18 protein-coding genes are annotated in these 20,333 nt (G+C 59.5%); 12 read left to right on the top strand and 6 right to left on the bottom strand.

What is annotated here, in order from left to right:
* Window positions 1-102 precede the first annotated feature (102 nt).
* The 6 genes from gorA (at window position 103) to ACUNV4_RS13855 (ending at window position 4,463) form a co-directional block, all read left to right on the top strand.
* Window positions 103-1,458, top strand: coding sequence for a glutathione-disulfide reductase (gene gorA, locus ACUNV4_RS13880; RefSeq protein WP_430879164.1), 1,356 nt, complete (start codon window positions 103-105; stop codon window positions 1,456-1,458).
* A 123-nt stretch (window positions 1,459-1,581) separates the two neighbouring features.
* Window positions 1,582-2,172 carry a GspH/FimT family pseudopilin gene (locus ACUNV4_RS13875; RefSeq protein WP_430879163.1) on the top strand — a complete coding sequence of 197 codons (591 nt, stop codon included), beginning with the start codon at window positions 1,582-1,584 and terminating at the stop codon, window positions 2,170-2,172.
* Window positions 2,172-2,744, top strand: a complete 573-nt coding sequence (pilV, locus tag ACUNV4_RS13870; RefSeq protein ID WP_430879162.1) for a type IV pilus modification protein PilV — start codon at window positions 2,172-2,174, stop codon at window positions 2,742-2,744. Before ACUNV4_RS13875 ends, pilV begins: the two co-directional genes overlap by 1 nt.
* Window positions 2,741-3,466, top strand: coding sequence for a PilW family protein (locus tag ACUNV4_RS13865; RefSeq protein WP_430879161.1), 726 nt, complete (start codon window positions 2,741-2,743; stop codon window positions 3,464-3,466). The genes pilV and ACUNV4_RS13865 overlap by 4 nt, the downstream gene beginning before the upstream one ends.
* Entirely contained in the window at window positions 3,463-4,023 is a 561-nt protein-coding gene (locus ACUNV4_RS13860; protein WP_430879160.1) for a PilX N-terminal domain-containing pilus assembly protein, read from the top strand. Before ACUNV4_RS13865 ends, ACUNV4_RS13860 begins: the two co-directional genes overlap by 4 nt.
* A 14-nt stretch (window positions 4,024-4,037) precedes the next feature.
* Complete coding sequence (locus ACUNV4_RS13855; RefSeq protein ID WP_430879159.1) at window positions 4,038-4,463, top strand: type IV pilin protein; 426 nt, start codon at window positions 4,038-4,040, stop codon at window positions 4,461-4,463.
* Window positions 4,464-4,475: 12 nt separating this feature from the next.
* Here the strand turns inward: ACUNV4_RS13855 and ACUNV4_RS13850 are convergent, their stop codons facing one another.
* Complete coding sequence (locus ACUNV4_RS13850; RefSeq protein ID WP_430879158.1) at window positions 4,476-6,071, bottom strand: ABC-F family ATPase; 1,596 nt, start codon at window positions 6,069-6,071, stop codon at window positions 4,476-4,478.
* Window positions 6,072-6,100: 29 nt separating this feature from the next.
* Window positions 6,101-7,549 (bottom strand): aminotransferase-like domain-containing protein, encoded by a 1,449-nt coding sequence (locus tag ACUNV4_RS13845; RefSeq protein WP_430879157.1) that lies wholly within the window; start codon window positions 7,547-7,549, stop codon window positions 6,101-6,103.
* A gap of 114 nt (window positions 7,550-7,663) precedes the next feature.
* Between ACUNV4_RS13845 and ACUNV4_RS13840 the strand changes: the two genes are divergently transcribed.
* Together ACUNV4_RS13840 and ACUNV4_RS13835 are read left to right on the top strand one after the other, a co-directional pair.
* Entirely contained in the window at window positions 7,664-8,584 is a 921-nt protein-coding gene (locus tag ACUNV4_RS13840) for a DMT family transporter (protein ID WP_430879156.1), read from the top strand.
* A gap of 78 nt (window positions 8,585-8,662) precedes the next feature.
* Entirely contained in the window at window positions 8,663-9,835 is a 1,173-nt protein-coding gene (locus ACUNV4_RS13835) for a MalY/PatB family protein (protein WP_430879155.1), read from the top strand.
* Here the strand turns inward: ACUNV4_RS13835 and ACUNV4_RS13830 are convergent.
* Entirely contained in the window at window positions 9,821-10,450 is a 630-nt protein-coding gene (locus tag ACUNV4_RS13830; protein WP_430879154.1) for an NUDIX hydrolase, read from the bottom strand. The genes ACUNV4_RS13835 and ACUNV4_RS13830 overlap by 15 nt on opposite strands.
* Window positions 10,451-10,630: 180 nt before the next feature.
* Between ACUNV4_RS13830 and ACUNV4_RS13825 the strand changes: the two genes are divergently transcribed.
* Both ACUNV4_RS13825 and ACUNV4_RS13820 read left to right on the top strand, forming a co-directional pair.
* Complete coding sequence (locus tag ACUNV4_RS13825) at window positions 10,631-10,891, top strand: hypothetical protein (protein WP_430879153.1); 261 nt, start codon at window positions 10,631-10,633, stop codon at window positions 10,889-10,891.
* On the top strand, window positions 10,875-11,711 hold the full coding sequence (locus ACUNV4_RS13820) for a DUF481 domain-containing protein (RefSeq protein ID WP_430879152.1): 837 nt from the start codon (window positions 10,875-10,877) through the stop codon (window positions 11,709-11,711). The genes ACUNV4_RS13825 and ACUNV4_RS13820 overlap by 17 nt, the downstream gene beginning before the upstream one ends.
* Window positions 11,712-11,714: 3 nt before the next feature.
* Here ACUNV4_RS13820 and ACUNV4_RS13815 read toward each other — a convergent pair whose 3' ends face one another.
* Window positions 11,715-11,957 carry a DUF2789 family protein gene (locus ACUNV4_RS13815; protein ID WP_430879151.1) on the bottom strand — a complete coding sequence of 81 codons (243 nt, stop codon included), beginning with the start codon at window positions 11,955-11,957 and terminating at the stop codon, window positions 11,715-11,717.
* A gap of 189 nt (window positions 11,958-12,146) precedes the next feature.
* Here ACUNV4_RS13815 and ACUNV4_RS13810 point away from each other — a divergent pair, with 189 nt between their 5' ends.
* Window positions 12,147-14,402, top strand: coding sequence for a diguanylate cyclase domain-containing protein (locus ACUNV4_RS13810; protein ID WP_430879150.1), 2,256 nt, complete (start codon window positions 12,147-12,149; stop codon window positions 14,400-14,402).
* Window positions 14,403-14,541: 139 nt separating this feature from the next.
* A complete protein-coding gene (gene ada / locus ACUNV4_RS13805) occupies window positions 14,542-15,603 on the top strand; it encodes a bifunctional DNA-binding transcriptional regulator/O6-methylguanine-DNA methyltransferase Ada (RefSeq protein ID WP_430879149.1) in 1,062 nt (353 codons plus the stop codon).
* A gap of 88 nt (window positions 15,604-15,691) precedes the next feature.
* Here the strand turns inward: ada and ACUNV4_RS13800 are convergent, their stop codons facing one another.
* Together ACUNV4_RS13800 and ACUNV4_RS13795 are read right to left on the bottom strand one after the other, a co-directional pair.
* Window positions 15,692-17,605 (bottom strand): LTA synthase family protein, encoded by a 1,914-nt coding sequence (locus tag ACUNV4_RS13800; protein ID WP_430879148.1) that lies wholly within the window; start codon window positions 17,603-17,605, stop codon window positions 15,692-15,694.
* Window positions 17,606-17,622: 17 nt separating this feature from the next.
* Entirely contained in the window at window positions 17,623-20,265 is a 2,643-nt protein-coding gene (locus ACUNV4_RS13795) for a glycosyltransferase (protein WP_430879147.1), read from the bottom strand.
* Window positions 20,266-20,333 lie beyond the last annotated feature (68 nt).

Here is a 20,333-nt window from a genome sequence, read left to right as displayed (position 1 = left end):
GGGTCGCCGCAGAAGGTCGTGAACCGATTTTCTCCAGGTGGATGTCCGGCGGCTTGTCTGATTCGCTCATTGTTCCAATTTCATCGTTTCAAGGAAACCATCATGTCCCACAATCACGACTACGACCTGATCGCCATCGGTGGCGGTAGCGGCGGTATCGCCACGGCGAATCGGGCCGGCAGCTACGGCGCACGCGCTCTGATCATCGAAAGCGATGATGTTCTGGGAGGCACCTGTGTGAATCGTGGATGTGTGCCCAAGAAGGTCATGTGGTATGGCGGCGCCATGGCGCATTCCCTGCGGGATGCGGAAGGTTATGGTTTCGATGTCACGGTCAATGGTTTTGACTGGCATGCATTGGTGGAAAAGCGCGAAAAATACATCAGCAATATCAATAACGCCTACGCAAAGTACCTGGGTCAGAACAATGTCGAGACGTTGACCGGCCGTGCTCGACTGGTGGATGCGAACACGGTGGAAGTCAATGGCAAGCATTACAGTGCCGAGCGCATCGTACTGGCACCGGGTGGCCACGCCAGGGTGCCGGATATTCCGGGCAAGGAGCATGGTGTCACCTCCGATGGTTTCTTCGAATTCGAGTACCAGCCGAACCGGGTTCTGGTGCTGGGAGCTGGCTATATCGCAGTTGAACTGGCCGGCATGCTCAACGCCATGGGCACGAAGGTCACGCTGGGAATCCGGCATGAATCGTTTCTGCGCGATTTCGATCTGATGCTGCAGGAGCGTCTGATGGAAGAGATGTGCGGCGAAGGGGTGGAGATCAAGACGTATTTCACCGCGGCCAGCCTGGAGCGCAACGGGCAGCTGATCTGCGCCGTAGGCGAAGATGGCGAGCGGCTCGAGGACTTCGATGCGGTCATCTTTGCCATCGGTCGTTCACCGTCCACGGATGATCTGGGTCTGGCAACTGCCGGCGTCGAGGTGGACAAGCGCGGCTACATTCCGGTGGACAAGTACCAGCAGACCAATGTACCGAGCATCTTCGCCATCGGTGATGTCACTGGTCAGGCCGAGCTGACACCTGTTGCCATCGCCGCTGGTCGGCGTCTGGCGGATCGAATCTACGACAATCAGGAAGGCAGGCATCTGGACTACAGCCTGATTCCCACGGTGGTCTTCAGCCACCCGCCGATGGCAACCGTCGGCTTGACCGAAGCGGCGGCTCGTGAACAGTATGGCGAGGCGGTGAAGTGCTATCACACCAGTTTCACGGCCATGTACAACTCCTTCACCGAGCACAAGGCCAAGACGGCCATGAAGCTGATCGTGACTGGTGAGGACGAGAAGGTCATCGGTATCCACATGATCGGTCTGGCCTGTGACGAGATGCTGCAGGGCTTTGCCGTGGCCATGCGGATGGGAGCCACCAAACGGGATTTCGATGACACCATCGCGATTCACCCTACCAGCAGTGAGGAGCTGGTCACACTCCGATAGGGTTGACCGCGGGCCGGGCCGGTCCGCGGGTCAATGACTGTGATGCGTGGTCGCTAAAGGCGTAGTCAGGTGCAAGTTCGGTCTGTCCGGACTTGGCTAAACGCTGAAGGTGACCACGCACGCATGTCCAGTACGAGCTTTCAACCATCCGGGGTGCCGCGCCAGCACGCATTGTCGGCTGCCGGCTTCACCCTGCTGGAACTGATCATCACTCTGGCCATCAGTGCCGTTCTGATCGGTCTGGCGGTGCCTTCCATGAAATCCTTCATGGGCAGTTCCGAGATCAGTGCGACCAGCAACGATTTCGTTCACAGTCTGCAGACGGCCCGGTCAGAAGCCATCAAGCGGGCAGGCCCGGTTGGCCTGTGCCCGAGCGACAATCCACTGGCCGATGAGCCCGGCTGTGATGCCACCAGCTATGCCAATGGCTGGATCGTGTTCTTCGATGCCGATGGCAATGGCCAGCGCAGCGCCGGTGAAGAGCTGGTTGTGCGCTCTGAATCACGCTCGGCAACGTTCAGCTTCATCCCGGACACGGCCTTCGAGCAGCGCATCTACTTTGGTGAATCGGGTTCCAGCATCAATCCGGCAGGTGTGCCTCTGTCCGGCAATATCGAAATCCGTCTGCTTGGCAGCGATGAACAGCGCATCGTCAGAGTCGCCGCCAACGGGCGCATTGCGACGCTGGATGTCGACAAGACGGAGACGCCCTGATGCATCGTCAACGGACAATGAAAGGTCGGTGTCATCAGCAGGGCGTCGGCATCATCGAGGTGCTGGTGGCACTGGTGGTCGTCTCCTTCGGGGTGCTGGGCATGGCAGGCCTGCAGCTCACCGGCATGAAGCACAGCAACAATGGCTTCAACCGGTCCAAGGCACTGATATTGACGGAGAACATCGCCACGCGCATGCGCATCAATGAGCAAGGCGTATCCAATGGCTTCTATGATGGCTTTGATTCCGGAAATGATGCCAACTACTGCAATGTCAGACCCGTGCCGTATTGCCAGGCCAGCAAGGGAGCTGCTGCGCAGAGCTGCACGGCAGCTGAGCTGGCCGCCTTCGATCTGTTCAGTGTCAGCTGTGGCGACTGGGGAAGCGAAGGCGCGAGTGGCGGAGTCGAGGATCAGTTGCCTGCTGGGGCCAGACTTGTGGTGGACTGCAACGACTCGCCCTGCGAGGACACATCGACCTATACCCTGAGTGTCAGCTGGCCGGAGAACAGAACTGTCCGTTCGGATGATGCGCCGGTCGAGCGACGGGTACAGATGGTGCTGCGACCATGAGCAGGCAAGGCAGCAGGCTCCAGGCTGCAACCGCGTGGCAGGGGCATCGGGCACGGCAACAGGGTCTGTCGCTGATCGAGCTCATGATCACCATGGTGCTGGGGCTGATCATCATTGCGGCCGTGTTCAACATGTATGCGGGCAGTAGCCGCTCGGCGCGTTACAGCGAGGGTCTGCAGAGCATGCAGGAAAACGGTCGCTATGGAGTGTCGGTGTTGCAGCGTGGCCTGAGGCTGGCCGGCTTTTCACCCGATGAATCCGTGGAAGCCTTTGATATCTCGGCCAGTGGTGTGAGTACCATCAGCATTCGTTCGCAGCAGCAATATGACTGCAATGGACTGGAGACCACGGCTACCGATGGTCTGGCTGTCAATGTCTATCGACTGGACGAAGCCAGCGGCGAACTGACCTGTCAGGGCAATCAGGGTGGTGCACCGATGGCCGTGGTCGAGGGAGTGGATCGCTTCCGTTTGCTCTACGGTGTCGATGCTGACGGTGATGCGGAGACCGAGGAGCCACAGAGTTACGTGCCCCATGATGCAACGCTGGACTCGGCGGATGTCGTGGCAGTGCGCTTTGCGCTGCTGGTGAACTCCGGCAAGCCGATTCGCACCCGCAACGTGAGCAGGACCTATGTTCTGCTGGATGAGGAATTCACCTACGATGACCGGGTGGCTCGTGAGGTGTTCAGCAGTACCGTCAAGGTGCGGAATCGCCAATGAAAAACCGGAAGAGACAGATCTGCAAGCCCCTGAAACAGGAGAAGGGCGTTGCGCTGGTGGTCAGTCTGGTTCTGCTGATCGCCATGACCATTCTGGGGGTGGCGACACTGTCGGGTACCCGCCTGAACGAGAAACGTACCAGCAATGCCCAACAGAAGGCGATCGCCTTCGAAGTGGCGGAATCGGCCATTGCCTCGGTCTGGGATGTCGGGTATCTGAATGTTGCACTGACCTCCGATGCGACCGACTCGGGTGACGACCCGGCAGCCATTGTCAGCCCGGATGAGGATACCGAGTTGACCAATGCCTTTGATCAGCTGACCGATGGCAAGGGGGTGAATATCGATGGTGAGCTGAGTGTGCAGTACTGCGGAGAGACTGCCCCGGTGGCCAGTGATCTGAGTGCCGATCTGTCGGCCACGCAGCTGGTATTCCTGCTGGTGGATGTGAACAGCCAGGTGCAGGTTGCCAATACCAGCACCCGATCCGACCATGTTCAGCGCGGCGCTGTTACCTCGGTCAAGACCAACCGCACCGGCAACTGTCCGGCACCCTGATGGAGATCAAGCTCATGCCCCGTCAACGTCCGTTCCACGCCGGTTTCACGCTGATCGAGGTGATGATCACCGTGGCCATCATCGGCATCATTGCGGCCATTGCCGTGCCCAGCTATTCCAGTTACATGATCGATGCGCGGCGTACCGATGCGATAGCCTTTCTCTCCGAAGTCGCCGGTGAGCAGCAACGCTATTTCACCGAAAACAATCAGTACGCTGCCGACATGAAGGAGCTCGGCTATGGTGGGGCAGCAACCTACGCCACACCGGAAGGGCATTACGTGGTGAGTATCAGCAATCCGGGCGGTGTGGGCCGCTACCTGTTGACCGCCACCCCGGCCACGGGGGGCAAGCAGGCCAGTGACAAGGAGTGTCTGGCTTTCACCCTCAGTGATACCGGTGCCAGGCGAAGCACCGGCAGCAATACGGACTGCTGGTAGTTCCAGCCCGTCTCAGCTGATGCCCTGGCTTTCCAGGTAATCTTCGTAGTTGCCGCGATAGTCGACATAGCGGTTGTTGTCCTTCAGCTCGATGATGCGGGTGGCCAGTGAGCTGACGAACTCGCGGTCATGACTGACGAAGATGACCGTGCCGGTGTACAGATCCATCGCCAGGTTCAGCGATTCGATGGATTCCATGTCCAGGTGATTGGTCGGTTCGTCGAGAATCATGACATTGGGCGATTGCAGCATCAGTTTGCCGAACAGCAGGCGACCCTTTTCGCCCCCCGAGACCACATTGACCGGCTTGCCGATATCGTCCTTGCCGAACAACAGGCGGCCGAGAATGCCACGAATTTCCTGTTCGTCGTGATTCTCGTTGCCCCATTGGGTCATCCAGTCGAGAATGCTGGTCGAGGTCTCGAAGTCGTCCTCGTGATCCTGCGCAAAATAACCCAGGGTGGCATTCTCTGCCCATTTCAGATGACCCCTGGTTGGCTCAAGCTCGCCAGCCAGCAATTTGACGAAGGTGGATTTGCCGATACCGTTGGGGCCGATCACGGCCACTTTCTCACCGGCCTCGATCATCAGATCCACCTTCTTCAGTACGGTGTTGTCCTCGTAGCCCGCCTCGATACCTTCCAGCTCGGCCGCATTGCGAAACAGCTTCTTTTCCAGTTCGAAGCGAATGTAGGGATTCACCCGGCTGGACGGCTTCATCTTCTCGATGGACAGCTTGTCGATCTGCTTCTGGCGTGAGGTGGCCTGACGCGCCTTGGACTTGTTGGCCTTGAAGCGCTGCACGAAAGCCTGCAGATCGGCGATCTGGGCCTTCTTCTTGGCGTTGTCGGCGTATTGTCGCTCACGAGCCTGGGTGGAGGCATACATGAAGTCGTCGTAGTTGCCGGGATAGATCTTGATCTCGCCGTAGTCCAGATCGGCCATGTGGGTGCAGACACTGTTCAGGAAATGCCTGTCGTGCGAGATGACGATCATGGTGCTGTTGCGGCCGTTCAGCACGCCTTCCAGCCAGCGGATGGTGTCGATATCCAGGTTGTTGGTGGGTTCGTCCAGCAGCAGCAGATCGGGATCGGCAAACAGCGCCTGCGCCAGCAGCACGCGCAGTTTGTCACCCGGAGCCACTTCGCTCATGGGGACATTGTGTTGCTCCAGCGGAATGCTGGCACCCAGCAGCAGCTCGCCGGCTCGCGCCTCGGCCGAGTAACCATCCATCTCGGCAAACTGGACTTCCAGCTCGGCCACACGCATGCCGTCGTCTTCGCTCATCTCGGGCATGGAGTAGATACGATCGCGTTCCTCCTTGATGGCCCACAATTCCTGGTGGCCCATGATGACGGTATCGATGACCGTGAATTCCTCGAAACCGAACTGGTTCTGTTGCAGGGTGGCCATGCGCACCCCGGGCAGCAGCGTGACGGTACCGGAGCTGGGTTCCAGGTCGCCACCGAGAATCTTCATGAAGGTGGACTTGCCGCTGCCATTGGCTCCGATGAGACCGTAACGGTTACCTTCGCCGAACTTGATGGAGACATTCTCGAACAGCGGTTTGGCGCCGAACTGGATGGTGAGGTTTGCAGTGGATATCACAGGTTTCGCCGAGGTTCAGTACAAACGCGCTATTGTATCGGGTTTCGGGCGGGCCGTTGGCCCCGCGCCAATTCTCCCAGACGCGCGATGCCCCGGGCTATTTCGTCCGTGAACGGCTGACCGGCACACAGGCGCAGAAAATTGCGGAATTTCCCCGTACTGGAGAACAGGGCACCGGGGGTGATGCTGATGTTCTCGCTGATGGCATCGCGGTACAGCTGGTTGGCATCCATGCCGCGAGGCAGCTGAATCCAGAGCACGTAACCGCCGCTGGGCTCGCTGATACGGGTGCCGGGCGGAAAACTGGCGTGCACGGCGCGACGAGTCGCCTGCAGTTGCGCCAGGCAGGCGCGGCGCAGACGGGTCAGATGCCGGTCGTAGCGACCATCGGCGAGAAACTCGGCCATGACCAGTTGGGTCAGCGTCGGGGTGGCGGAGCTGCTGATCAGCTTCAGGTCCTTCAGTTCGGCCATATGACGGTCGGCCACAATCCAGCCCACGCGGTAACCAGGGGCTATGGTCTTGGAAAAGCCACTGCAGGTCATGACCTGACCACTCTGGTCGAAGGCCTTGTAGGGCAGTGGTTTGTGCTGGCCCAGGTAGAGCTCGCCATAGATATCATCCTCGATCAGCGGGATGTTGCGCTCAGCCAGCATCTGCACGATCTGCTCGCGGGCTTCGCGCGGCACGACGCTGCCGGTGGGATTGTTGAAGGTACCCACCGAGACCACCGCAGCAACCGATTCGCGCTCGATGACCGCCGCCAGATCCGCCGGGCGCAGTCCGTCAACCGGGTCCGTGTCGATTTCCAGCGCCAGCATGCCCAGGCTTTCGATCATCTTCAGTACCGCAAAATAAGCGGGAGATTCGACGACGATGATATCGCCGGCGCGGGCCACGGCACGCAGACACAGCGACAGGGCCTCGGTGGCACCGGTGGTGATCAGCACCGATTCCACCGCCACCGGATGATCCAGATGAGCCGAGCGCCGGGCAATGGCGGTGCGCAGATCGAGCACGCCTTCGATGGGGGCATAGTCCAGACCCTTGTCCGCATGCGAGGCGCAGACACGTTTCAGGGAGCGGCTCAATGCCTTGACCGGCAACAGCTCGGCCGCCGGGTTGGCGATGGACAGGTTCAGGACACCGGGGGAACGCGCACTGTCGAGCACCTCGTTCATGTGTGCGCCGATCAGGACCTTGCGCGCTGCAGCCGTCGTGCTGGGCCAGCGCGGGGCGGTGCTGGCAGACGGTGCAGGTGCCTGCACATAGAAACCGGACTGTGGCCGGACCTTCAGCAGGCCGCTCTTCTCCAGCTCTTCGTAGGCTTGCATGACAGTGGCGACGCTGACGTTCAGCTGTTTGCCCAGTGCTCTGAGCGATGGTGCACGTGAGCCTGCCGGCAGAGTGCCGTCGTGAATCATGCTGGTGACGGTCTGGGCCACTTCCTCGTACAGAAACTGTCTGGCGTTGGTCATGCTCTGCTCAACTGTTATGGTTGTATTTCCGGAAATGTGTATCTGTTATTGTTGGCTTGCATCATCCACGCTATGGCTTCCGTTGTCCACACCACAAGCAGCCGGTCCACCGCCATGCAAGGTTCCATCTTCTATCTGCTGACCGTTCTCATCTGGGGCTCCACCTGGTTTGCCATCAAGTTCCAGCTGGGTGTGGTGCACGAGTCGGTATCGCTCGCCTATCGCTTCGGACTGGCAGCACTGCTGTTGCTGGTCTGGTGTCAGTTGCGGGGTGTTCGCATGCGCTTCGAGCCGCGGGAGCATCTGGCCATGGCGGCGCAGGGTGCCTGTCTGTTCAGTACCAATTACCTGCTGTTCTACTGGTGTACCGGTCTGATCACGTCGGGGCTGGTGGCCATCATCTTCTCCACGGTCATCGTCATGAACATCGTCAATGGCGCCATCTTTCTCGGTCGCCGGGTACAGCCCGTGGTGTTGCTGGGTGCATTGATCGGTCTGCTGGGCATCACGCTGGTTTTCTGGCACGAGATTGCCGCCTCCCGGGCGCAGTCTGCGGCGGCCGGTGGAGATGTGCTGGCCGGACTGGGGATCGGTCTGGTGGCCACCTTCTCGGCCTCTCTCGGCAATATACTCTCTGCCCGCAATCAGGCGAAGAATCTGCCGGTGCTGCAGACCAACGCCTTCGGCATGGCCTACGGTGCCTTGCTGATGGTGGTGTACGCCCTGGTGACGCGGCAGAGTTTCGACTTCGAATGGTCTCTGCCCTACGTCAGTTCCCTGCTGTATCTGAGTGTCTTCGGCTCGATCATCGCTTTCGGCGCCTATCTGACGCTGGTTGGCAGGATCGGTGCCGATCGCGCCGCCTATGCCACGGTACTGTTTCCGCTGGTGGCATTGATCATCAGCAGTCTGTTCGAAGGCTATGAATGGACACCGGCGGCGCTGGGCGGCATCGTGCTGGTGCTGCTGGGCAATGTGCTGGTGGTCGGCAATGGGCTCGGCGCTCGCTGGCGACGTCGCGTGGCAGTGGCATGAAGCGCACCGGGGCTTGTGCCGAACGAGCCGAGCGGCTAACTTTCAGCAGTGAATTGAACCGGACGTAACTGGAGACACATGATCGATTTCGACAAGTTGGTGGCACGCACAGGTACGGCGAGCCTGAAATGGGATCGCTACAAGGGGCGTGACATCCTGCCCTTCTGGGTGGCAGACATGGATTTCGAAGTGGCCCCGCCGATTCAGCAGGCACTCGAAGAGCGGCTGCAGCACCCGGTCTACGGATATACCGTGCCGCCTGAGGGCATGGCCGATGCGGTGATTGCCCATTTGCAGAACGAGCACGACTGGCAGGTCGATCCCGACTGGATTGTCTGGCTGCCGGGTGTGGTGCCGGGACTGGCCGTCTGTTGTCGCGCCTTCTGTCCCGATGGTGACGAGATCGTGGTCAATCCGCCGATCTATCACCATTTCTATGACTCTCACGACCTGGAACGACAGAGCGTCGTCAGAGTGCCGCTGCACAAGGTGGACGGTCGCTGGACCTACGACATGCCGGCAATGGAAGCGGCCTTCAACGACAAGACTCGTCTGATGATGATGTGCTCGCCCCACAACCCGACAGGCACGGTTTTCACCCGGGAAGAGCTCAATGCGCTGGCAGATCTGTGCCGTCGGCATGATGTGATCATGGTCTCCGATGAAATCCATTCGGATCTGGTGATCGACCCCGGCGCGAGGCACTACCCGACAGCCAAGGCCTGTCCGTCCATGGCAGATGCAATGGTGACGCTCATGAGTGGTAGCAAGACATGGAACATCGCGGGGCTGAACTGCTCGTTTGCCATCATCAGCAATCCGACGTTGCGTGAACGCTTCAGAAGCGTCAGTCAGTCCATCGTCTCACCTGTCCCGCCCTTGGCATATACGGCGACCCTGGCAGCCTATCGCGATGGGGGGCCCTGGCGTCAGGAACTGCTGGACTACCTGGCCGGGAATTTCGACTGCATCCGTTCAGATCTGGCCGAGGTGCAGGGGCTGACGGTGGAACCCATTCAGGCCACCTATCTGGCCTGGATCGATGCGACTGGTCTGGGGCTGGAAGACACCCAGGGGTTTTTCGAAGAACACGGTGTCGGCCTGTCCGGCGGTGAGCAGTTCGGTCAGTCGCAGTACTTGCGCATGAACTTCGCCTGTCCGCGAGAGAGCTTGCGGGCAGGTCTTGATCGCATGAAAGCAGCCGTGGCATCGCTGTCACGGGAACCGAGGAGAAGTTCAGGCGCCCTGTAGCGGCAGCAGCAGCTGACCCTCGTCAACGGCCTTCAGGAAATTGAGCGTCATACGCGCCGTGGCACCCCAGAGGGTCTCGCCGTCGAATTCGTTGTAGACGACGATCGGATGCAAGCGCGCACTGTGCGGGTCCATCTCGGAGCGGGCCCGCATCGTGAAGTTGCCGGTATCGCGCAGCCAGTCGAGCGGTATCATGAATGCGCGGGCCACTTCTGATTTCTGCAGGTTCAGCGGGGTCGGCCAGTTCATGATGCCGATGACGGGTGTGACCTGGTAGTGACTGATGGTGACGTAGGGATTGATGCGTCCGAGCACGTTGATGTCAGTGGCATGCACACCGATTTCCTCGCGCGTTTCACGCAGGGCGGCCGCCTCGTGACTGGCATCAGTGGGCTCCATTCTGCCTCCGGGGAAAGCCACCTGACCGCTGTGACGGTCCCGCTCGTTACTGGCCCGACGAATGAACAGAACCTGCCATTGCTGTTGATGATGAACCAGCGGGATCAGGACTGCGGCCTGGCGGAACGGGTTGGACGTGTTCGGCGCAGGAAGGTCGGAATCCTGATGCATCGCAGCATCATCATGCGGTACCACTTGAGTCAGTTTGTCATGCATCACCTGAGTATAGTGTGCTGCCGCTGCTTATCGTTCCCTGGCATTTCATCTTGCCAGAAGTGTGTGACTCGCGCGTCACATTCCTGATTTTCTGAAGCCCCGACTAACCCGCTGGCGAGCGGAATACGGTTCCATCCGCAGTGTGAAGTCCGTACTGCCTGCATGGCGCGGATATTGTTATTGATTCTGCATTCCGGGAATCCGGTGAACCCTGGCGGCAATGCTACGCCGTTGTTTGCCGTGGGCGGATGGGACGGAGCGAGCCCTGTCTTGCAGCAGGCCGATGTCCCGCTTCTTCCCGATCCTGTTGCCATTGACGGAGTCGACTTGCATGCAACGTTCGGAGCCCTGGCGGGCACCATGAATTCGCTGACGGACAAGCTGTCGTCCATGGAAGGCGACTGGCGGGCTGTGGGGATCGGCAATGGCCTGTCTCGCTAGACGCGTCGCCCGTGCGGCGTGGTGTCTCTGTCTGTGGCTTGCCGGCGGTACATCGGCACTGTCCGCGTATGAGGTTCCCAGGAATCTGGAACAGGGCTGGGATGCACAGGTACAGTTCGGTGCCCTCGCCACGTTCGGTGTCAAGGACACCAGTGCCATATCGGCGCGTACCGATGTCACTTTTCGCGGTGAGCACTTCGAGCACGAATTGGTCGCCAAGCTGTATCGCAGTTCCAGTGTCACCCATGTGATCCGTCTGGACGCCTCCGGCAAGGAAGTGGTGAACCATCAGGGGGTGCCTTTGACAGAGCGGGTAAAGAGTACGACCAGTGATCGTCGTTTCCTGAGCGTGCAGCCTCGCTTCTTCTTCACCTCACGCCATTATCTGTTCGCACTGGCCGACATCGATATCAATGAACCGGACGGTGTGCGTTCCTCCACCTTGCGAGTTGGCGGTGTGGGTTACAAGCTGTGGAAGAGTCGAGGTCATTACTCGAGCGCCGCCGTCGGTGTCGGGAGTCGCCGCTTCGAGCCGGTGACCGGGGAAGCCGAGGAAGAGTCGGTGGGCTATGTGGGTCTGCGTCTGAAGCGCTACTTGAGCGAGACGGTATCTCTGGCACTCTCTCTGGACTCCGACTTCGGCGGTGAGGAAAGTTTCTCCGAAGCCGAAGCATCGCTGTCCTGGCGGGTACGTGGTCCGGTGGCCATCAAGTTCAAATACGGTGCCAGCGTCGACAGCCGGGTGGTGAATCCCTGGAATACCTTCGATGACGGTGTCGAGGCTGCCATGAGCGTCAATCTGGAAGTCGAAGTCTTCTGAGGTTCAGCTGTGCCTAAGTAGAGCATCCAGCTGATCCACGGCCGGGGCCCACATGGCGTCCTGGGCAATGGCCTCCTGCAGGAAAATCGACTGAGAGGTATTCCAGAACGGCGCTTCCTCGAGTCTCACTGCTGAGGGGAGCGGTCCATGCTCTTCCACGAAGCGTTGCAGAGCGGCATCATCCGAGGGCAATCCCAGTTGTTCCATCAGGGTTTCCAGGGTAGCGGTGGTGGTGTGTGTGTCCATGGTCTTGCGTGTCCTGATTCGACAGATGGACCATACCAATAGCACTGGCAGGGCCGGGTGGCGCATCAGGAGTCGGCTTTGCAGGATTTACACGGTACTGGCCGACTCTCGCTCGGCTCAATCGGAGCGAGCGGATGCCGTTAACAAGTGTTGAATACATCGAACACTGTGGGCTGGTATCGATTCTCCATGAACTTGCGCAGGAACCAGACAGGCGGCACCATTGTGGTGCTGACGGATGAGTATGTCGATTACCGCAAGGATCTGGTCGATACGATCTCCGGTATCGTGTCGCAATCCGGCTATGGCACCTTGTGTATCGCCGGACAGCAGATGGGTAACTCATCGGTATGCAATTCCATCTATTGTCTGGCCACCGAGATCGATGTGGTTGGCATCATCTGCCTGACCGGTACGCTGGGCCAGAAACTGTCGAACGATGAACTGGCAACTTTCATCAATCGGTTCAAGGTGCCGGTACTCAGTCTGGGTCTGCCGATCGAAGGCGTCGACAGTGTCTTTGTCAATGACTGCGATGGCATGATCGGCCTGATGCAGCATCTGCTGAAAAACCGCGACTGTTCACGTCTGGCTTTCATTCGCGGTTTCCCGGGCGATCCCTATTCGTTGCGCCGTGAAAGTATCTTTCGCAGGGTATTGGAGGAGAACGGGCATCGCGTCGATGAAGATCTGTTCGTGGAAGGCAACTACGACGCGTTCAGGACCTACGGTGCCGTGACATCCCTGTTGAAGCGTCGTCAGGATGTGGATACCTTCGTTGCCGCCAATGACATCATGGCGCTCAGTGCCGCCCGTGCTGTCAAGGTTGCCGGCTATTCGATTCCCGATGACATTGCCATAACCGGCTTTGACGATACCTCTGAGGCAACGCGCAATTCTCCACCCATCAGTACCGTCAGACAGCCATTCGACAGCATGGCCTCCCTGAGCGTCAATCGCCTGCTGCAACGCATAGCGGGAGAGTGCGGTAGCGAGGCGCCGGATGATGCCGGGAAGAGCGACTGCTACCAGGTCTGTGTGGATTGCGAATTCATTCCCAGGGCGTCGACGCATTCACGCCCCGGGCATGATGAAACGCTGTCGATAGGCGATACGGCATCGATCTCTCGGTGGCTGCATGCCGCGATGTCAGGCCTGAGCACGCCGGATACGCTCGATCTGGAAGTACTCTCCTCGGCGCTGTGGCAGAGCATGACCACCGACTGTTCGGCGGCGGCCGAGTGCATGCAGGATATGCTGGATCGCAGCGCCAGCTTCAAGAACATTCACTGGTGGGTGAATCTGTGTGATCGCATCGAGTCGCTGACGGTGGCGATGCTTGGCCAGGGGTTCACGCCAGAGGCCAGCGTTCGCATACTTCTCGCCCTGTCACGTATTCGCGAGCGCATGTGGGCCTTCAATGTCGAACACGATTATCACATGCGGCGACATCAGGGTTTGCGTGCTGCCATGCAACTGCGCATGAGTTCCTGTTCGGATCAGGATGGGCTGTTGCAGACCATGACCTGGTGGCTGCAGGCGATGGAGCCGCGGCGCAGCTATCTGGTGAAATACGACAAGGCTGGAGAGCGTCCTGATGAAAATGCAAGTCTGCTGCATCAGTATCAGGATGGTCAGGTATTCCAGCCGGAGGAGAAGTCCTTTCCCACCCGGCAGTTGCTGCCCGATCATCTGCTGGATGAGCTGCGTACCGGTGAGCTGGTTCTCAATCCGATCCATGCCGGCGGGCTGCAATTCGGGTATCTGCTGATGGATCCTGTCGGTTTCGAACAGCTGGACCTGCATAGTGCGGCGCACAGTATCGGCAATGCCATGCGCACACATTTTCACATCGGCAAGCTCGAGTATCAGGCCGACAGCCTGCAGGCAGCCAATCAGCGATTGCTGAAGCTGGCGCATTACGACACGCTGACGGATCTGCCGAACCGCAGCAGCTTTCAGGAAGCGCTCGGCAGGCGCTGTCAGAACGGTGAATCTCTGATTCTGATGTACATGGATCTGGACGGCTTCAAGGCGGTCAATGACAGTGCCGGACATGATGCCGGGGACCAGTTGCTCAGGCAGGTGGCTGACCGTTTGCGCGAATGTGTATCCGAGCTGCTGGACGAGCGTGCCTGTCTGGCGCGCCTCGGCGGCGATGAGTTCACGCTGATTGCCAGCGGACACTTCACCCTGTCGGGCATTTCGGCCATTGCCAACCGTTTGCGCCAGTCGCTGTCGATGCCGTATCTGATCGATGATCTGACGCACTGCATTTCCGTGAGCATCGGTTGCGCGCGCTTTCCAGAGGATGCCGACTCGTCCACCCTGTTGATCAAGAATGCCGATGCGGCGATGTACGATGCCAAGCTTCAGGGCAAGAATGCATTTTCGGTTTTCCCCCTGAGCGAGTCGGCCAGTCTGCCCAGAGTCAGGCAGGCCTGATGGGTACAGCCTTGCGGGCATTGCCGTTCGTGAAGCCGCCTGACAGGTGATTTGAAAACACATTTTCAGAAGACGTCACGGTGCTGGAATACTAGTCTGGGTTCAACGATACTCGGAGCCAGAGCAGGGGAACAGAACCATGAATCCCGAATTCGACAGTGAGCAGCTGAAATGGGAGGCGGTACAGAGACGTGATGCGGCCGCGGATGCGTGTTTTCTCTACGGGGTTACCACAACCGGCATCTACTGCTATCCGTCCTGTCCGTCGCGCGAGGCCAGGCGTGAGCACACACGCTTCTACCGCAGCCGGGAGGAGGCTCGGCAGGATGGCATGCGAGCCTGTCAGCGCTGTCATTCCGACCAGCCGCCCTTGCGGGAGCGCCAGCGTCAGCTGGTCGAGCAGGCCTGCGAATGGATTTCCTCCTCGACGGAGCCTGTCAGGGTCGCCAGCCTGGCCGAGCATCTGGGCATCAGCCGCTATCACCTGCAGAAGCTCTTTCAGCAGTTTCTGGGTATTGGCCCCAAGCAGTACGTCAAGGCTGTTCGGGCGCGTAATCTGGACAAGGCATTGAGCAGTGAGCCTTCGGTAACCCGAGCCCTGCTGGATGCCGGTTATGACAGCTCCTCGGCCTATTACGCCGATGGGGCCAGCCGCCTGGGCATGAGCGCCAGATCCTATCAGCGTCAGGGAGAGGGCATGAGCATTCAGTATGCCTTCGGGAACAGTCGTTTCGGCAAGATCGTGGTGGCCACCACGGAGCATGGCATCTGCAGCATCCTGTTCGGTACCCGGCAGCGGCAGATGCAACAGGATCTGGCCGAACGTTTCCGTCGGGCCACGCTGATACACAATCGGCAGGCACTGAAGCAACTGGTGGATCAGGTGATTGCCGGTATCGAGAATCCCTCACTGGCCGCCACACTGCCGCTGGATGTTCAGGGAACAGCCTTTCAGGAGAAGGTCTGGGCTGCATTGCGGCAGATTGCCCCGGGCAGTACCGAAAGCTACTCCCAGCTGGCTGCAAGGATCGGTCGACCTACCGCTGCGCGTGCCGTTGCTCGAGCCTGTGGAGCCAATCCGGTGGCGGTGCTGGTGCCCTGCCATCGGGTGGTGGGTGCCGATGGCAGCATCACCGGGTATCGCTGGGGAGTCGAGCGCAAGCAACGTCTGCTGGCACACGAGAGCCAGGACGAGCAGTGAGTCGGCACTGCCCGTAGCCCCTTGGTTCGTACTGCGGGAGGGCGCTTCGACTCGTGCCGAGGCAGGAGCCGGAGCGTGTCGCCAGGATTCAGCCGTCGACCCTGTCGGAGCTGCTGGCCTGCAGTTTGCTCAGGCTGTACTGCTTGCCCGAGAAGAGATCCTGTATCAGCAGGCGAGTGCGCGCCAGCCATCCTGCCGATGCCTCGCAACTGGCCGGTGCATTGGCACCGTCGGGACAGGCCGTGACAACATCAGCCTGCATGTCGATATGCATGCCATAGACCGGCCTGATGATCTGTTCGTCGGGATTCCGTGACCACGCCAGTATGCCGGCATCATCTTCCAGCCCCAGCTTCTCGAGAATCAGGGCAGGTAGCCGATACAGTGGCAGCTTGCCCAGCTTCAACGGGCCATTCCGACCATCGATCACGATCAGCGGTGTGCTGACAAGGTATTCCAGCATGTCGCCCGTGAAGTCGGCGCGGTCGGCCGGCAGGCCCAGGGCTTCGGTGTAGACGCCATAGTTGGGACCGAGAAAGGGCAGGTGGTCGCCGAAGATCACGATCAGCCCATCCGGATCCTCGGTCTTGAGCGTTTCGAGGCGATCCATCAGATCGCGTGACTTGTACCACATCTGGTTCAGATAGCCGTTCAGCAGCACCGACTCTTTGCCGGGTTTCACCTGATCCGGGTAGTTGTCACTGGAGGGATAGGGCAAATGCCCGTGGTAGGTCAGCATGTAGTTGAAGACCGGACGATTCCGGTCCAGCTGCGCGACCTTGTCGAAGGCCTGTTCGTAGAAGCTGTGATCGAGCAGCAGACCTTCCACCGAGTCTTCCAGGTTGAAACTCTCCTTGCTCAGATAGGTGTCGAAGCCAACCAGATTGTAGGCCAGAGTCCGGTTCCAGAAGCCGGGTACATTGGGATGGGAAGCCATGGTCTGGTAACCGGCGTCGGCCAGAACCGCTGGCAGGCACGGCACCTTGCGACGCAGCCAGCCTTCGAAGAACACCGCGTTTTCAGTCACCGGAAAGCCGCAGAGTGTCTCGAACTCGGCATTGGCGGTGTAGCCCCCGAATACGGGTGACAGGGCATGACTGTTTCCGGTCTCGGCCCACAGCTGGCGAAAGTCTTCGGGAAACGGATCCTCGGGCACCCACTCGGGGCCGAGTGTCACCGGATCGAAGAAGGATTCGAGCACCATCACATGCACATTGCGCTGCGGACTGGCAGGCGTGGTGCTGGCGGCAAGCGGTGTGGACGCGCCGGGCATGGGCAACAGGGCCGTCGAGCCGTCCAGTGACTGGGTGGCTGCCAGAACCGCAGCCCGGTCAGGGTGTTTGCCTACCTTGGCCAGCGTCCTGACAGATTCCTGGGCGATATGCAGGGCCAGTCCGCGATTCTTGAAATTGGCCGGTTGATTCCACACCGAGTTGCCGAAGCGACTGTCCAGCTGAACTCGCAGGGGTTCGCTGAAATGATTGATCAGCAGCGCCGTCATTGCCAGTGTGGCTACCACGCCCCAGGTGGATTTACGTCGCCAGGGCGTCAGTGCCACCAGGGCAATCAGGGGCAGGGCCGCGATCAGCATCAACACCACGCGACGCCAGCCTTCAGTCAGATAGAACAGATTCTGGATGTTCATCAGATCATCCGGGCTTACCGGTGTGCCGAGTACCGACAGCTTGCCGCCATTGGCCATCTGGAAACCGATGACCAGCACGGCAGTCAGCAACATGGCTCTGCCGCGCGATTGCACCAGCGCAAACGCAAGCAGGGCAACGACCAGATTGCCCAGGTAGTCGCGTAGCCAGAAATCGGCGTACAGCTCCAGACCGAACAGGGTTTCCAGCGCCAGGCGACAGCCGATGGTAATCAGCAGAGTGAACAGGGCGAGCGATAGCAGTTGCGTCGACAGTGAGCGCAGTCTGCGACCCCGGGTGATTCCAGGCAGACCGGCTGCGGGATTGTCGCCCGCCGCCGGTTGGTCATGACTTTCCATGTGCTGCATGTCCTGTCCTAGCGCTCGGCCTTGACCAGAGCTTCCGGCAGGCGACCCAGCAGAGAGTCTTCCGGTTTGTCATTGAACAGCCGGGTCGGCAATTTCTCGAAGGTACTGATCAGCGACATGGCGACCGCAGAGATATAGGGCACGCTCTGGATCAGCAACAGGGCAATCCAGAGTTTCGTGTCATTGAGATAGGCATCATCTCGGGCACCGATGGTCACTGCGGCCAGAATCAGGGCAAGACCGATCAGGGCTTCTTCACGCACATCGAGAATGGCCTGCCAGACCGAGTGGCCTTCCGCCAGCTTCGGTGTCCGGAAAAAACCGATACCCGTGTCGTGCAGGCCAGCCAGCATGGCGCGGGCAATGGTATGCGAGACGGAGAGCCCGGCCAGACCGGCGCCCAGACTCTGCATGATGCTCGCTCGCAGACGCCATCGGTACAGCACCATCATCTTGGACAGCTTGAACACGAAGAATCCGATTGGCAGCAGGCTCATGATGACTTCAGGCGGATTGAAGACATAGGGGAACATGACCATCAGAACCGAATAGGCCAGAGCCACGATGTTGAAGAACAGGCACAGTCCATCCGCCATCCAGGGCAGCCAGCCGGCAACGAAGTGATAGCGCTGACCGGAGGTGAGTTTCGAGCGTGACAGCGACAGGAAGTAGCGCATGTGGTGACGCAGGATCAGTACCGAGCCATAGGCCCAGCGAAAGCGCTGCTTCTTGTAGTCGAGGAAATTGTCGGGCATGACACCGCGGCCATAGGAGCGCGGAACATATGCCGTGCGATGGCCTTCCTCGAGGATACGCAGTCCCAGTTCGGCATCTTCGGTGATACACCATTCGGACCAGCCATTCACGCCTTGCAGTACGCTGCGGCGAACGATGGTCATGGTGCCGTGCTGGATGATGGCGTTGCGTGCATCCCGGTTGACCATGCCGATGCCGAAGAAGCCGGCATACTCCGCATAGATCATGGACTTGAAGAGGCTGTCGCCGGCATCGCGGTAATCCTGAGGGGCCTGCACAATCGCGATTTCCTTGTCGTCGAAAGCGGTTGCACAATCCTTCAGCCAGTCAGGATGAACGACGTAGTCGCTGTCGATGACGGCGATCAGTTCCGCATCGTCGGCCGTGTGGCGCATTGCGTAGTTCAGCGCGCCGGCCTTGAAGCCGTCCAGAGGGTCGACATGGTGAAAATGGAAATTGCCTTCCTGTCGCTCGCACCACTGCTGCACCGGCATCCAGCAGTCGGGATCCTTGGTGTTGTTGTCAACCACCACGACTTCGTAGTTGTCGTAGTTCAGGTTGCGCAGCGCCGCCAGAGTCTCGATGACCATGTCGGGCGGTTCGTTGTGAATCGGCACATGAACCGAGACCTTGGGCGAGGGACCGGCTACCTCATCTGTCTTGAAGCGCTGCAGATTGTGTCGGCGATTCCAGATGGATTCCGCCCATTCATGAGCCTCGGCCAATAGAACGATGGTGATGCAGAAGGCGGCCAGCAGCAGGCCGACGCCCACGATGACCTGTTCCCAGGTCATGTATTTCTGGGAATAATCGTAGACCATCCAGACCACGGCAAAGGAGATGGCATACGAGACCAGCACCAGAAAACCGCGGCCACCGTGAACCAGTCCGCGGCTGTCCCGCAACAGCAGGGCCAGCAGCAGAATGGTGAATGCCAGAGAGAATCCGGCTATGGCGCGCCACTCGGGAACAGGGCGAACCGGGTCGGCGAAAGAGAACTTCGGTTCTCGCTGGGCATTGAATATTCCCCAGTAGCGTCCGACCGCACCTTCATCGGTTTTCCAGATCTGATCGAAGGCCTCGAGCACGAAGTAGTCTGCTCCCCGGGCATCTGCCTGCTGCAGGAACTTGCGCAGGAACTTGGCCTGATTGGGCAGGGATGGAATGGCGCCGCCGCGCTGGCGACCTTCACTGGGCCAGCCGACCTCACCCAGCACCAGCGGTTTGCCGGGAAAGCTCTGCCGCAGGCCGTCATAGCGCTCGAATACATAGGTATGGGCAATGCTTGCCGGTATGCCTTCCCAGTAGGGCAGTACGTGAGCTGTGATGAAATCGACATGTCGGGTCAGTTCAGGGGTCTTCATCCAGACGTCCCAGGTCTCGGCCACGGTCACTGGGATATCGCCGGCCATGGACTTGACGATATCCACATAACTGGCAAGTTGTCGCGCGGTGATCTCGTTGCGCAGCAGCACCTCGTTACCGACAACGATGCCGCTTATATTGCCGGTACCTTCCGCCAGAACCTTGCGCAGAGTTGCAATTTCCTTCCAGTTGCGATCGATGTCGGCGGAAATCCATAGACCGGCCATGACCTTCATGCCCAGCGGGGAGGCCAGACGAGGAATGCTGCTCAGTGTCTCTTCCATGGAATAGGTGCGAACGCTGCGCACCCGGTCCGACAACAGCGCCAGGTCACGAGTGATTTCCTCGTCGTTCGGATAGTCGGTTCTCTGCGGTGACTGGCCGGCACGAAATGGTGAAAACGACACACCATTGATGGTTTCTGGCCAGGGTGGCGCTTGATCAGGACGGTTGAATACCGCCCACATCGTCAGCAGAAGTGTGCCGACAAGGCCGATGATAATCCATGATGCACGGTCGATCTTGAACACTTATATAGAGGTCTCTGTGGTGACTCGGCGAATGACCGCATCCCGACGAATCTGTCGGGTACGTCACG

The organism is Granulosicoccus sp. 3-233, assembly GCF_052681095.1.
The sequence above is the reverse complement of the archived record's forward strand: the minus strand, read 5'-3'. Positions and strand labels throughout refer to the sequence as shown.